This is a genomic window from Dokdonella sp. (assembly GCF_017744955.1).
GTDB lineage: Bacteria > Pseudomonadota > Gammaproteobacteria > Xanthomonadales > Rhodanobacteraceae > Dokdonella_A.
Window position 1 is genome coordinate 207754 of the sequence record NZ_JAGIAG010000006.1, and the last position, 12531, is coordinate 220284.

Consider the following 12531-nt stretch of genomic DNA (forward strand, 5'->3'; position numbering starts at 1 on the left):
CGGGTATCCGGTCGCTGACGGGGAAAACCCGATTATCGGCCGCGGCCCCGCTATTGTCAGCGCCGCAGGCGCGGAGTACCGTGCCGCGCAACCGGGGTTACTGGCGACTCCGGCGGACAATCGACGGAAGGCGTCCACCGCCTCCCTCGTTGCCGACAGGGGCCGTTGTGCAGCGTGCGTCCACGACCATTCCGATCGCGGCAGCGATGGCGTTGCTGTTCGCGTTGTGCGCGCATGCGATGGCGGCAGTCGCGGCTTCGCCGACGCCGACCCTGCGCATCGCGGCGCTGCCGCCCGCGGTCGAGGCGGACATCGCTTCCCTGCGTGCGGGTGAGCACGACGGCGAACTCTCCGCGCTGACCGGTACGACGCCGACGATGACGTCGGGCAGCGGACAATGGCTGCGCGTCTCGCTCGACGCCGACTGGCACGCCGCGACGCCCCCAGTGCTGTCGATCCGCGACGCCAACCTCACCGAGATCCAGGTCTACGCGCCGCCGGCGTACGAGGCGCAAGTCCTGCTGCACAACCGCGCCGATGCGCAGGCGCGCTTCTCTCGCCACGCCCTCGTCTCCGTGCTGTCGCCCGACCTGCGCGCGGGCGAACCCATCTGGGTGCGCATCGGCGAAACGAAGACGCGCAAGAGCCTGCATTTCGAACTCGACGACCTCGCCACCTATCAGGCGAAGGACTTGCGCCACGTGCGCATCGCCACGCTGTTCGCCAGCGTGCAGCTGGCGATGATCCTCGTCGGACTGTGCTTGTGGCTGGCGCTGCGCGATCGGTTGTTCGCGTACTTCGTCGGCTATTCGAGCGTGCAACTGGTCTACCAGACGCTCGGCAGCGGCGAGTTGTACGACGTGGTCGGCGGCGTGGCGCTGGCGCCGCTCGGCACGCATGCCTCGTGGATCACCGCGGTCCTCTCGGCCGCGCTGGCGATCTCCTTCATCCTCGAGTTCTGCGATCTGCAGCGGCAAACCCCGCGTCTCGCCCGCGCGCTCGGCGCGTTCCGCTGGCCGTTCCTGCTCGTCGTGCCGCTGATCCTGTTCGGCGACGACCGCCTCGACCGCTGGCTGCCGCCGGCGCTCAATGTGCTGCTCCTGCTCAGCGCGCTGCTGGCGATCGCCGACGTCATGCTGGTCGCCTGGCGCGGCAACCGCGCGGCGCGCTTCTTCGTGGTCGCCTGGCTGCCTCAAGTGGCCTTCACCGCCCTGCGCGTGGGCCAGCTCCTGCTCGGCTGGCCGCAGCCGCCGTGGATCGAATACGGCTTTCCGTTCACGATGGCGTTCTCGAGCATCGTGCTGATCCTCGGCCTCGCCGACGACACCTTGCGCGTGCGGCGCGAGCGCGACTTCGCCCATCACCTCGCCAGCCACGACGGCCTCACCGGCGCACTGAACCGGCGCGCGCTGCTGGCGCGGCTCGCCGACGCGGTCGTGCAGGCGCGCGAGCGCAGCTCGCCGCTGGCGCTGCTGTTCCTCGACATCGATCATTTCAAGTCGATCAACGACGAGCACGGCCATCCGGTCGGTGACGCCTGCCTCAAGGCCGTGGCCGATCGCGTGGCCGCGCTGCTGCGCCTGCCGCAGGTGCTCGGCCGCTACGGCGGCGAGGAGTTCGTCGCGCTGCTGCCGGGAAGCTCGCGCGAACGCGCGGCCGAAATCGGCGAACGCTTGCGCCACGCCGTCGAAGCGCTCCACGTCGACGCGGGCGGCACACCGCTGCGCCTGACCGTCAGCATCGGCGTCGCCGCGCTGGATTCCGCCGACGGCTCGCCCGAAACCCTGATCGCCGACGCCGACCGCGCCGTGTATCAGGCCAAGTCGAGCGGCCGCAATCGCGTCTGCGTCCACCCACCCTCCGCCGTCCCGAGAGCCGCATGAGCACGAACGATCTCACCCCGAACGACCTCCTTCCCGGCGACGTCCTGCTGCACATGGGCGCCGGCGAATTGTCCAAGCTGATCGCCTGGGTCGGCGACAGCCTCTACAGCCACGCGGCCTTGGTCGTGGACAAGGGGCAGTTGATCGAGGCCGCCGCCAGCGGCGTGCGCCGCGCCGGCCTGGCGGAGCGCGCGCGCATGACCAAGGCGTTCCACTACATCGACGTCTTCCGCCCCGCGCAGCCGGCGCCGGACAACCACAGCGGCCTCGCCGCCCTGCTCGCCGCGAGCGACGCGTACCTCGGCCGTCCGTATCCGATGACCTCGCTGTTCCAGCTCGGCGTCACCTGCGCCGTGCGCAACAAGCTGACCGACGACCCGGCTCTGCGCATCGCGCTGCGCATGGCGCTCGACCTGGTGGTCAAGAACGACACCGACAAAGTGGTGTGCAGCGAGCTGGTCTATCGCGGCTTCGACGAGGCGCGCACGACTCCGGCGCACGCCCTGCGCCTGCAGATCAGCACGCGCGCGGTGCCGCACCAGCCGGTGCCGAAGATCGACGTCGACGCGCTGGCCAACGAATGCCTCGAGGACTACCGGCACTCGCTGCCGGCGCACTCCCTCCAGGCGGACGCGAACGGAGCGAAGGCATCGGCGCGCGATCTCGACGACCTGCTCGGCGCGGCGCGCTCGCGGCTCGGCATCGGCCAGGCCTCGTTGCAGGCAGCCGCGGACTACGCGCCGAATCCGAAGACCGTGCTGCCGGCCGATCTGGAGTTCAGTCCCGGACTGCGCCGCATGGGCCGTCTCGCGATGGCGGCCTGAGCACCCCGGCGCGACGGTCGGTACGGCGTCGCGTCGCACGCCACATTCCGGCTCGGCACCACCAACAAAAGCATCGCGGGCCGGCGCGCGGCGCCCGCACCGTATTGCGTCGGCGAGCCGGCGAGGTATACGCTGTATACATGACTCCGTCCGCCACCGCCGATCGCATCCTGCGCGCCGCACGCGCGCTGTTCGAGCAGGACGGCCCCGCCGCGGTCAGCATGCGCCGCGTCGCCGACGCGGTCGGCATCACCCCGATGGCGATCTACCGCCACTTCCCCAATCGCGAAGCGCTGCTCAAGCGCATCAGCGACGACGGCTTCCAGGAGATCGCGCACCGCTGGAGCGCTCGCGACGAAGGCGACGACGTGCTAGCGCGCCTTCTGGCGATCCAGCGCATCTATCTCGACTACGCGCTGGCGCATCCGCACCTGTTCGACCACGCCTTCTCGGTGCGCCGCGAGGACGCGCGCAAGTTCCCCGAGGATTTCCGCGCGCGCCGCTCGCCGACCCTCAACGTGGTCGCCGACGTGGTGGTCGAGGCGCAGCGCGCCGGCCTGCTGCGCGACGGCGACGCCTGGGACATCGCGATGACCTTGTGGGCGCACACGCACGGCCTGATCGCGCTGTATCGCGCCGGCCGCTTCAGTTACGACGAGCGCGGGTTCCGCGCGTTCTACGACGCTTCGCTGGGGAGACTGTTCGATGGACTCAAGACCTGATTTCGCGCCGGCGTGGGCCGGCGCCGCGGCGGTCGCGCTGGGCGCGGCCCTGTGGTGGCTGGCGAACGACCTGCAGCCGGCATGGTGGGCGGCATGGCTGGCGCCGCTGCCGGTGCTCGCCTATGCGCTGCGCGCACGCGCGCGCTCGGCGGCGCTGGCGACCTTCCTCGCCTTCGCGATCGGCGGCGGCGTGCAGTGGCACTACCTGCACGACGTGGTGCGCCTGCCGCTGACGGTGACGATCTCGGCGATCCTCGTACCTGCCGTGCTGATGCTGCTCGTGGTGCTGCCGTTCCGCGCACTCGCGTCGCGTGGCCGTGTCGTGGCGGCGACGTTCTTCGCGCCAGCCGCGGCGACCGGGCTCGCATGGCTGTCGGCGACCGCCTCGCCGCACGGCACGTTCGGCCACATCGCCTATTCGCAGATGGATGCGCTGCCGGCGATCCAGGTGGCTGCGCTGCTCGGTCTGTGGGGCGTCGGCTTCGTCGTGTGGTTGCTGCCGTCTGCGCTCGCGGTACTGATGTGCGCGAACGCGCCTGCGCCGCGCCGCGCGTCGTCCACCGGCCTTGCCGTGGCGACGCTCGCGTGCGCGCTCGGCTACGGCGCCTTGCGCCTGCACGACGACGGCCCGACGCAGAGCGTGCGTGTCGGGCTGGTCAGCATCGGCGCGTCGAAGGAAGCGCAGGCCGATCTCGCGAAACCCGAAGGCGAACGCGTGCTCGCGCGCTACGTCGAGGAGATCGACCGGCTCGCCGCCGCCGGCGCGCAGATCGTCGTCGCGCCGGAGTCGGCCTTGCTGGTTCGCTCGCACGCGATTCCCGCGCTGCAGGAGCTGTCGACGCGCCGCGACGTGCGCCTCCTGATCGGCGCCGAGGACCACAGCGACGCGTCGGTCAAACGCAACGCCGCGCTGGTGTTCGAACCCGGCGCCGCGGAGCCGGTCGCGTACGCCAAGCGTCATCTGATCCCCGGCTTCGAGGACCGCTACACGCCAGGCGATCGCACGCTGCTGCTCGACGGCACGCCGCGCGTCGGCGTGGCGATCTGCAAGGATCTCGACTTCCCCTCGACCGGCCTCGCCCATGGCCGCGACGGCTCGCAACTGCTGCTGGTGCCGGCCTGGGACTTCGACGAGGACGCCTGGCTGCACGGCCGCATGGCGGTGCTGCGCGGCGTCGAAGGCGGCTTCGCGATGGCGCGCGTCGCGCGCAGCGGCCTGCTCACGCTCAGCGACGACCGCGGCCGCGTGCTGGCGCAGGCGTCCAGCGTCGGCAGTGCGGAACCCGCCACCTTGCTCGGCGAACTGCCGCTGCGCACGACGCGCACGCTCTATGCGCGCGTCGGCGACGCCTTCGGCTGGCTGTGCCTGATCGCCGCGGCCGTCACGGCGGCCAGCCTGTTGTGGCGGCGCAAGCGGCGGAGATAGCGGCGCGCCGTTTCGTCGCCATGCAGTCCCGCGCGGCCGGCGGCAGCACGGTATCGACTCCGGATAGGCCATGCGGCGATGGCCGCGCCTTCCGCGGCGGCGCCGACCGGCAGGCAGCGCGAAAATTCGATGTCGTCACATCCGCTTCGATTTTTCCAGCGTGATCGAGAGTGGATGGATTCCCGCATCCACAGGAATGACGGTACGCAAGGCCGGGCGCGCCCATTCGAAGTCCCCTTAAGGTTTGCGGCGCGCTTCCGCGTAAAGGGGGGCAACCTCCTCACGCCCTCCGACCATGCGCCTCTCCCCGCTCGCCGCCAGCCTGCTGTCCGCCTTCGCCCTTGCCACCACCACCGCCCACGCCGAAATGGCCATCGGCGGCTTCGCGCCGCAGATCGCCTTCTTCGGAGCGAACGCGCAGGGCGCCGACGCACCGCTGGCGCACATTACCGGGCCCGACACGCAGATGGTCGAGCCGGCCTTCGGCGTGTACGAACCCAACGAGCAGCTCCTCTACGTCTCCGACTTCAACGGCCGCGCGCTGCTGGTGTATCCGGCCTTCGCGCGCGGCAACGTCGCGCCGCTGCGCGTGCTCAATCCGCCGCAGTTCGGCCAGACGCGCGCGAGCGCGCCGGTGTACGCGCAGGACGAGATCGGCATCATCGTTTCCAACTGCTGCATCGCCACCTACCCGCTGCACGCGAGCGGCAGCGACACCTTCGCGATCCGCACCATCAACTGGGGCGGCCTCAGCGGCAGCGCCACCGACCTCAACAACCCGCTCTCGCTGCGCTACCTGCCGGACAGCGACGAATACGTGGTGTCGGAGTACGACCGCCTGGTGTTCCATGCGCGCACTGCCGGCCCCTACGACGCGCCGACGCGCCGCATCACCGGCCCCGCGGTCGCCAACTGCATCAGCGTCGCCCACGATCCGGCCGCGCATCGCCTGTTCGTGCTGTGCCAGACGCCGTGGGACGGCAGCAGCCCCGTCACGCACGTGCGCATCGGCGTGTTCGCCGACGACGCCAGCGGCGAGGCGGCGCCGCTCTACACGATCGAAGGTGACGCGACCGGACTGGACCTGCCGCCCGGCTACTACGTCAACGGCATCGGCCACGATCCGTACCTGCACCGACTGATGGTCGCCAGCGGCAGCGGCTCGGGCAGCGCGGCGCAGAACCGCGTCGTCGTCTTCGCCGACGACGCCAGCGGCAACGCCGCACCGGTGCAGGAAGTGGAAGGCGCCAACGTCGGCGCCGGCTCGCTCGGCACGCCGTTTGCCGTGCCGGTGGACGCGATTTTCGCGAACGGGTTCGACGACTAGGGCCGGATGAGCGAAGCCTGCGGCGCGCCCAGATTCTCGCCGCCGAGCCCGCGATCGGACAGGGCGGCGAGTTTCTTTCAGCCACTACAACCGCGGCAGCACGAACGCGAACACGGCGCCGAGCGTGAATGCCGTCAGCGCGACGCCGTAAAGGCCGGCGCTCCAACGCCGCAAGTGCCGGCACGACCTCGCCAGCGCCGGATCCGCCGGACACGGCAGCCGCCGCGCCTTCCACAGCAGGCTGCCGGCCAGCGCCAGCATCGCCGCCGCGAAGCCGAACACCAGCGCCTTGTGCTCGCTGAGCCAGACCAGCTGCGGCACCGCGCTGACCAGGCCGGCCAGCGCCGCGCCGGCGCCGACGGCGACCATCGCCGCCGGCAGCACGCAGCAGAGCAGGGTGCCGCTGCTGGCGAGCAGGGCCGCGGACGCCGCCCAGACGCTGCCGCGCAGTTCCGCGCTCATTTCCGCGACGCCTGCACGCGCTCGCGCACCGCGCTCAGCGGCTCGTCGCTGCGGCGGATCGCCTTCACCGTATAGCCAGCGTCGGTCAGCGCCGTGCGCAACGCCTCGTCGCCGATGTCCTGCCCCGGCTTGGTCGACACCGCGACCAGTCGCCGTTCGAGGCTGACGACCAGGTCGTCGGTGGCCTCGAACGTGCGCAGCTTCTTCTCGATGCCCTGCGCGCAGAACGCGCAGACCAGGCCGTTGACGTCCATCTCGATCGTCGCGGCATGCGCGTTCGCCGCGAGCAGCGCCAGGAAACACACTCTTTGCGTGATCTTCTTCATCGTCTTCACCTCAGAAATTGAACATGGCCATGACCTGCGGCTTGCCGTCGTCGGTGACGCCGGCCTCGACCCAGGTGCCGCCCTTGAACAGGCGCAGCAGCAGTGCCGTCTCGGTGCCGCGATGGATCTCTCCGGTGTAGCGGCGCGCCTGCACGACGAACCAGGTCGCCAGATCGCGGTAGTCATGCTCGTACGGCGCCAGGCCGAGCTGCACGGTGTCGATGCGATGCGAGAACGCCGGGCTTTCCCACAGGTCGCTCTTCACCGCGGCGTAGACGCGCCGCGTCTCGTAGTCGAGCTGGAAGCCGGCGTTGCGCGCGAGACGACTGCCGTCGAACCCGTCGCCGCGGCCGCGGCCGAGACTGCCCCAGACGAACACGTTCGCCTGCGCCGCATCGAGATTCCAGCGCTTGGCCAGCACGTTCGCGCGAACGTATTCGATCTCGCGCGAACGCCGCGCGAGATCGCTGTCCAGGCGCAGGTAGCCGCCGCCGGCCGAAAACCGGTAGCTCGGCGCGTAGAACGCCTGCGCTTCGACCATCGTGCCGGCGCCGTACTCGGCCATCACCGTCGTGCCGTCGGCGAATGCGATCGGCTTCGCCTGCGCCGCGCTCACGGCGCAGGCGCACAACAGGACCGCCGCACGGCGGCCCGCAACAAGGGATTGCATGATTCCTCCACGGAGGGACGCGCGCGAACGCGCGAAGCGGCGAATGCCGCGGTGTCGACGCGGGAGGAATCAGGCGATCGGAGGTCGCGTCTGCGGCGGCGCGGTCCAGCTGTTCGATGCGATCGCCAGGTCCGCCGGTGCGGGGTGTGCGCCGTGCACGACCTGGCCGGGTGTAGACGGCGCGATGAACGGAGGCGCGCAGACCTGGGCGCAATCCGGTGCATTCGTGCAGTCGCCGCAGCACGGCGCGGACGGCATCGGCGCGCCCGCGTCGGCGTGATCGCAATGATGCGCCGTCACCGCGAGCACCGGCGCGACCGCGCCAACGATGCCGGCGGCGACCAGCAGCAGCGCAAGCAACAGGATCGGTAGACGGCGCGGTTTCATCGCCGGCGAAGCTTACGCCGGCGCATCCGGGGCGTCGATATCGCCGATCCTGCCGAACGCATCACGGCCGGCACGGCGCTCCGCCGCACAAGCCGCCGGGGCGCATCTTCCACGACGGTATCGACGGCAGACGGCGGCACTCCTCTCGCGAAGTCGCCTCACCAGGCGCGCCGATACTGCGGCGGCGCCTCGATCGCCACGCCGAGTTCCGCCGCCGCGCGGCGCGGAAAATACGGATCGCGCAGCAGTTCGCGCGCGAGCAGGACGAGGTCGGCCTCGCCGCGCGCGACGATCGCATCCGCCTGCGCGGCGTCGGTGATCAGGCCGACCGCGCCGGTCGCGATGCCGGCCTCGCGCCGGATGCGCGCGGCGAACGGCACCTGGTAGCCGGGTTCGACCGGCACCTTCGCATGCGGCACCAGGCCGCCGGACGAGGTGTCGATCAGGTCGACGCCGTCCTGCTTCAGCCAGCGCGCGAGTTCGACGCATTCGTCGATGTCCCAGCCGCCTTCGGCCCAGTCGGTCGCGGAGACGCGCACCAGTAGCGGCGCGGGACGCGGCCACACCTCGCGCACCGCCGCGACGACTTCGCGCAGCAGGCGCGCGCGGTTCTCGAGCGAGCCGCCGTAGTCGTCCTCGCGCCGGTTCGACAACGGCGACAGGAACTCGTGCAGCAGATAACCGTGCGCGGCGTGGATCTCGACCACGCCGAAGCCGGCCGCCTTCGCGCGCAGCGTGGCGGCGCGGAAATCGTCGACCACCTTGGCCACGCCGGCCCGGTCGAGCGCCTGCGGCACGGCATGGCCGTCGGCGAACGCCAGCGCGCTCGGCGCGACCGGCGTCCAACCGCCGTGCGCCGCGTCGACCGGCTTGCCGCCGCGCCAGGGCAAATCCGTGCTCGCCTTGCGTCCGGCGTGCGCGAGCTGCACGCCGGCCACCGCGCCCTGCCCACGCACGAAGTCGACGATGCGCGCCCATGCCGCCGTCTGCGCCTCGTTCCACAAGCCGGTGTCGGCCGGCGAGATGCGTCCTTCCGGCGACACCGCGGTCGCTTCCGTCAGCACCAGCGCGACGCCGCCGACCGCGCGGCTGCCGAGGTGCACCAGATGCCAGTCGTTCGGCACGCCGTCGACGGCGGAGTACTCGCACATCGGCGATACCGCGATGCGGTTGCGCAGGACGGTATCGCCGAGCGTCAGCGGTTCGAACAGGCTCATCTGGAGTCTCCGAAGGGCAAGGCGGCCGAAGATGGAGTCGCGGCGGCGCGACGCAATGGCGCAGGAGCGAATGAACTTATAGAAAAAGATACTTTTCCCGGAACGGCGAGGACTCCACGCCCGATCAATGGCTTGCCGAACGATGTTCGAGCACCTGCGCATCCGTATGGACCCCGGCGTCCGAATCCTTAGCGCCAGCTTAACGGCGGATGTGGTCCATTCGCGCCCTGAAAGCTCGCTTTGGGGTAGCGCATGTTGCCGATCGATCTCGACGTGACGCGCAGCGTCCGCGCCTACATGGCGTCGCATCTGGACGCCGCGGAATTCTCGCTCGATCGCCTGCACCGCGGCCTGCGCGACGCCGTGTGGTATTCGCCGAAGGACCGTCGCGCGTTGCGCACGCTGTGCGACCAGCATCCGCACGAGTTCACGCGCTGGCTGTACGAGTGCGAGCGCGAGGGCCGCTACACCGGCCTGGTGATGGTGTGGCCGCCCGGCTACTCGACACCGATCCACGACCACGCCGGCCTGTGGGGCATCGAGATGGTGCTGCAGGGCGCGCTCGGCGTCGACGACTACGAACTGGTCGCCGACGGCGACGGCGAGCAGCAGCCGCGCTTCGTCGGCACCACCCTGCTCGAGGAAGGCCAGTCCTGCGCGTTCCTCGGCACGCAAGGCCACGCGCACCGCTGCGCGAACCTGTCGGCGCGGCGCCCGGCGGTGACCTTGCACGTCTACGGCGGCCTGCTCGAGACGTATCTGAATTTCGATGCGCGGCACGGCGGTCGCTACACCGCGCAGCCGACGACCGCGAAGATCGACGGACGGATCGGCGTGGAGCACGCGCGGCGCGCGTAGGTCGACGACGACGATCCGGCGGGCCAGGTCCCGCCCGCGAACGTCCGCAGCCCTGAAAGCCGCAAGGGATTCCCGCGCTCGCCGGAATGACGGGCGCCGGCGACGCACGCACGCGTACTGTCAATCCGTCATCGCAATCGGCGAGGATAGGCGTTTTCGCCCGGGGAACCCGCGATGCGCCTGCGCTTTCTGCTCGTCCTTGCCTGGCTCCTGCTCGCCGCCGGCTGCGCGTCGACGCCGCCGGCGCCGTCGCGCATCGGTCCGGTCATCCTGGTCTCGATCGACGGCTTCCGACCCGACTACCTCGACCGCGGCGACACGCCGACCTTGAATGCGCTGGCCGCCGCGGGCGTGCGCGCCGAGGCGATGAAGCCGGCCTTCCCCAGCCTGACCTTCCCGAACCACTACACGCTCGTCACCGGCCTTTATCCGGACCATCACGGCATCGTCAACAACCGCATGGTCGATCCGATCAGCGGCGCGCGCTTCGTCTACAACGACGCCAAGACCACCGCCGATCCGACGTGGTGGGGCGGCGAGCCGATCTGGGTCAGCGCCGAGAAGCAGGGCGTGCATGCGGCGACGATGTTCTGGCCGGGCTCGGACGTCGCCATCGCCGGCGTACGGCCGAGCCGCTGGCTGCCGTTCGACGGCAAGATGAAGCCGGACGCGCGCGTCGATCAGCTGCTCGCCTGGATCGACCTGCCGCCGCCCGAGCGCGCGCGCTTCTACACGCTGTACTTCGAGCAGATCGATCACGCCGCGCACCAGGACGGCCCCGCTTCGGCCGGCGTCGATGCGGCCTTGCGCGAGGTCGACGCGGCGCTCGCACGGTTGCTCGACGGACTGAAGCGGCGCGGCCTGTCCGACCGCGCGAACCTGGTGATCGTGTCCGACCACGGCGGCACGGCGACCGCGCGGGAGCGCCTGATCTATCTCGAGGACCTGGTCGGCGACGACGAGGCCGAATCCGTCAACCTCGGCATCCTCGCCGGGCTGAATCCACGCAGCGGCAGGACCGCCGACGTCGAAGCGAAGCTGCTGCGCCCGCACGAGCACATGCGCTGCTGGCGCAAGACCGAGGTGCCCGCGCGACTGCACTACGGCACCCATCCACGCGTCCCCGCCCTGCTCTGCCTCGCCGACGACGGCTGGCTGATCACCACGCGCGAGTACCAGGCCACGCGCAAGCGCTTCTCACTCGGCGAACACGGCTACGACAACGACGATCCGAACATGCGCGCGCTGTTCATCGCGCAAGGGCCTGCCTTCAAGCGCGGGCTGGTGGTGCCGGAGTTTCCGAACGTCGACGTCTATCCGCTGCTGATGCACCTGCTCGGCCTGACGCCGCGACCGAACGACGGCGACCTCGGAGCCGTCGCACCGATGCTGACGGCTCCGAGCGCCGCGCTCAGCCGTTGAGCGCGCGCATCATCGCCGGCGTGTAGCGCGCGCCGGCCGCGGCCTTCGGCGGGAAGATCGCGTCGATCCCGGCCAGTTCCGCTTCGCTCAGTTCGATCTCGAGCGCGCCCACGTTTTCATCCAGCGTGGCGATGCGCTTGGTGCCGGGAATCGGCACCACGTGCGGATCGCGCGCGAGCACCCAGGCCAGCGCGAGCTGCGCCGCGGTCACGCAGCGGCCTTCGCCGCTCTTCGACGCCGCCAATTCCTTCAGCTTGTCGACCAGGGCGAGATTGCGCGCGAAGTTCTCGCCCTGGAAGCGCGGGCTGCCGCGGCGGTAGTCGTCGGGGGCGAAGTCGTCCGGACTCTTGATCGCGCCGGTGAGGAAACCGCGCCCGAGCGGGCTGTACGGCACGAAGCCGATGCCGAACCGGCGGCACGCGTCCAGCGTGCCTTGCTCCTCCGGATCACGCGTCCACAGCGAGTACTCCGACTGCAGCGCGGTGATCGGATGCACCGCCTGCGCGCGTTCGATCGTCTGCGCCGACGCTTCCGACAGGCCGAGGTAGCGCACCTTGCCCTGCCGGACCAGATCGGCCATCGCGCCGACGGTGTCCTCGATCGGCACGTTCTGGTCGACGCGGTGCTGGTAGTAGAGGTCGATGTGATCGACGCCGAGCCGCTTCAGGCTGGCCTCGCAACTCCGGCGCACGTACTCGGGGCTGCCGTCGAAGCCGCGTGCGCTCGGATCGTCCGGATCGCGCACGATGCCGAACTTGGTCGCCAGGAACACCTCGTCGCGGCGGCCGGCGATCGCCTTGCCGACCAGGATCTCGTTGGTGTGCGGACCGTAGACGTCGGCGGTGTCGAGGAAATTCAGGCCGAGGTCGAGCGCGTGGTGGATCGTCGCGATCGACCGCGCGTCGTCGCGTTCGCCGTAGAAGTCGCTCATGCCCATGCAGCCGAGGCCGAGCGCGGAAACTTTCGGCCCCTGTGGGCCGAGCGTGCGGTATTTCATGGGTGCATTC

The 12531-nt window shown here is 70.6% G+C and carries 13 protein-coding genes; 7 read left to right on the forward strand and 6 right to left on the reverse strand.

The window, feature by feature from the left end:
- Nucleotides 1-206: 206 nt before the first annotated feature.
- From J7520_RS14225 to J7520_RS14245, 5 genes are all read left to right on the forward strand, one after another.
- Complete coding sequence (locus J7520_RS14225; protein ID WP_291189399.1) at nucleotides 207-1883, forward strand: diguanylate cyclase; 1677 nt, start codon at nucleotides 207-209, stop codon at nucleotides 1881-1883.
- Nucleotides 1880-2707 carry a hypothetical protein gene (locus J7520_RS14230; RefSeq protein WP_291189401.1) on the forward strand — a complete coding sequence of 276 codons (828 nt, stop codon included), beginning with the start codon at nucleotides 1880-1882 and terminating at the stop codon, nucleotides 2705-2707. The genes J7520_RS14225 and J7520_RS14230 overlap by 4 nt, the downstream gene beginning before the upstream one ends.
- A 140-nt stretch (nucleotides 2708-2847) precedes the next feature.
- A complete protein-coding gene (locus J7520_RS14235) occupies nucleotides 2848-3429 on the forward strand; it encodes a TetR/AcrR family transcriptional regulator (protein ID WP_291189403.1) in 582 nt (193 codons plus the stop codon).
- Nucleotides 3413-4855, forward strand: coding sequence for a nitrilase-related carbon-nitrogen hydrolase (locus J7520_RS14240; RefSeq protein WP_291189405.1), 1443 nt, complete (start codon nucleotides 3413-3415; stop codon nucleotides 4853-4855). The genes J7520_RS14235 and J7520_RS14240 overlap by 17 nt, the downstream gene beginning before the upstream one ends.
- 295 nt (nucleotides 4856-5150) lie before the next feature.
- Entirely contained in the window at nucleotides 5151-6182 is a 1032-nt protein-coding gene (locus J7520_RS14245; RefSeq protein ID WP_291189407.1) for a hypothetical protein, read from the forward strand.
- An 84-nt stretch (nucleotides 6183-6266) separates the two neighbouring features.
- On the opposite strand, the gene J7520_RS14250 is transcribed toward J7520_RS14245, so the two are convergent.
- The 5 genes from J7520_RS14250 to J7520_RS14270 form a co-directional block, all read right to left on the reverse strand.
- Entirely contained in the window at nucleotides 6267-6644 is a 378-nt protein-coding gene (locus J7520_RS14250) for a hypothetical protein (RefSeq protein WP_291189409.1), read from the reverse strand.
- Nucleotides 6641-6970 carry a heavy-metal-associated domain-containing protein gene (locus J7520_RS14255; protein WP_291189411.1) on the reverse strand — a complete coding sequence of 110 codons (330 nt, stop codon included), beginning with the start codon at nucleotides 6968-6970 and terminating at the stop codon, nucleotides 6641-6643. The genes J7520_RS14250 and J7520_RS14255 overlap by 4 nt, the downstream gene beginning before the upstream one ends.
- Nucleotides 6971-6980: 10 nt before the next feature.
- Nucleotides 6981-7640: a hypothetical protein gene (locus tag J7520_RS14260; protein WP_291189413.1), complete on the reverse strand. Its 660-nt coding sequence runs from the start codon at nucleotides 7638-7640 to the stop codon at nucleotides 6981-6983.
- 69 nt (nucleotides 7641-7709) lie between these two features.
- Complete coding sequence (locus tag J7520_RS14265; RefSeq protein ID WP_291189415.1) at nucleotides 7710-8027, reverse strand: hypothetical protein; 318 nt, start codon at nucleotides 8025-8027, stop codon at nucleotides 7710-7712.
- A 158-nt stretch (nucleotides 8028-8185) separates the two neighbouring features.
- Nucleotides 8186-9244: an NADH:flavin oxidoreductase/NADH oxidase gene (locus J7520_RS14270; RefSeq protein WP_291189416.1), complete on the reverse strand. Its 1059-nt coding sequence runs from the start codon at nucleotides 9242-9244 to the stop codon at nucleotides 8186-8188.
- 252 nt (nucleotides 9245-9496) lie between these two features.
- Between J7520_RS14270 and J7520_RS14275 the strand changes: the two genes are divergently transcribed.
- Nucleotides 9497-10102, forward strand: a complete 606-nt coding sequence (locus J7520_RS14275) for a cysteine dioxygenase family protein (RefSeq protein WP_291189418.1) — start codon at nucleotides 9497-9499, stop codon at nucleotides 10100-10102.
- Between the two features lie 174 nt (nucleotides 10103-10276).
- The gene (locus J7520_RS14280) at nucleotides 10277-11524 is read left to right on the forward strand and encodes an ectonucleotide pyrophosphatase/phosphodiesterase (RefSeq protein WP_291189420.1); all 1248 of its coding nucleotides are present in this window, start codon (nucleotides 10277-10279) and stop codon (nucleotides 11522-11524) included.
- On the opposite strand, the gene J7520_RS14285 is transcribed toward J7520_RS14280, so the two are convergent.
- The gene (locus J7520_RS14285; RefSeq protein ID WP_291189422.1) at nucleotides 11514-12521 is read right to left on the reverse strand and encodes an aldo/keto reductase; all 1008 of its coding nucleotides are present in this window, start codon (nucleotides 12519-12521) and stop codon (nucleotides 11514-11516) included. The two genes, J7520_RS14280 and J7520_RS14285, sit on opposite strands and share 11 nt — an antisense overlap.
- Between the last annotated feature and the right edge of the window lie 10 nt (nucleotides 12522-12531).

Coding starts and splice junctions, on each gene's coding strand:
- J7520_RS14280 (WP_291189420.1), top strand. CDS start 10,277: ATGCGCCTGCGCTTTCTGCTCGTCCTTGCCTGGCTCCTGCTCGCCGCC.
- J7520_RS14275 (WP_291189418.1), top strand. CDS start 9,497: ATGTTGCCGATCGATCTCGACGTGACGCGCAGCGTCCGCGCCTACATG.
- J7520_RS14255 (WP_291189411.1), bottom strand. CDS start 6,970: ATGAAGAAGATCACGCAAAGAGTGTGTTTCCTGGCGCTGCTCGCGGCG.
- J7520_RS14225 (WP_291189399.1), top strand. CDS start 207: ATGGCGTTGCTGTTCGCGTTGTGCGCGCATGCGATGGCGGCAGTCGCG.
- J7520_RS14265 (WP_291189415.1), bottom strand. CDS start 8,027: ATGAAACCGCGCCGTCTACCGATCCTGTTGCTTGCGCTGCTGCTGGTC.
- J7520_RS14230 (WP_291189401.1), top strand. CDS start 1,880: ATGAGCACGAACGATCTCACCCCGAACGACCTCCTTCCCGGCGACGTC.
- J7520_RS14235 (WP_291189403.1), top strand. CDS start 2,848: ATGACTCCGTCCGCCACCGCCGATCGCATCCTGCGCGCCGCACGCGCG.
- J7520_RS14245 (WP_291189407.1), top strand. CDS start 5,151: ATGCGCCTCTCCCCGCTCGCCGCCAGCCTGCTGTCCGCCTTCGCCCTT.
- J7520_RS14260 (WP_291189413.1), bottom strand. CDS start 7,640: ATGCAATCCCTTGTTGCGGGCCGCCGTGCGGCGGTCCTGTTGTGCGCC.
- J7520_RS14250 (WP_291189409.1), bottom strand. CDS start 6,644: ATGAGCGCGGAACTGCGCGGCAGCGTCTGGGCGGCGTCCGCGGCCCTG.
- J7520_RS14285 (WP_291189422.1), bottom strand. CDS start 12,521: ATGAAATACCGCACGCTCGGCCCACAGGGGCCGAAAGTTTCCGCGCTC.
- J7520_RS14240 (WP_291189405.1), top strand. CDS start 3,413: ATGGACTCAAGACCTGATTTCGCGCCGGCGTGGGCCGGCGCCGCGGCG.
- J7520_RS14270 (WP_291189416.1), bottom strand. CDS start 9,244: ATGAGCCTGTTCGAACCGCTGACGCTCGGCGATACCGTCCTGCGCAAC.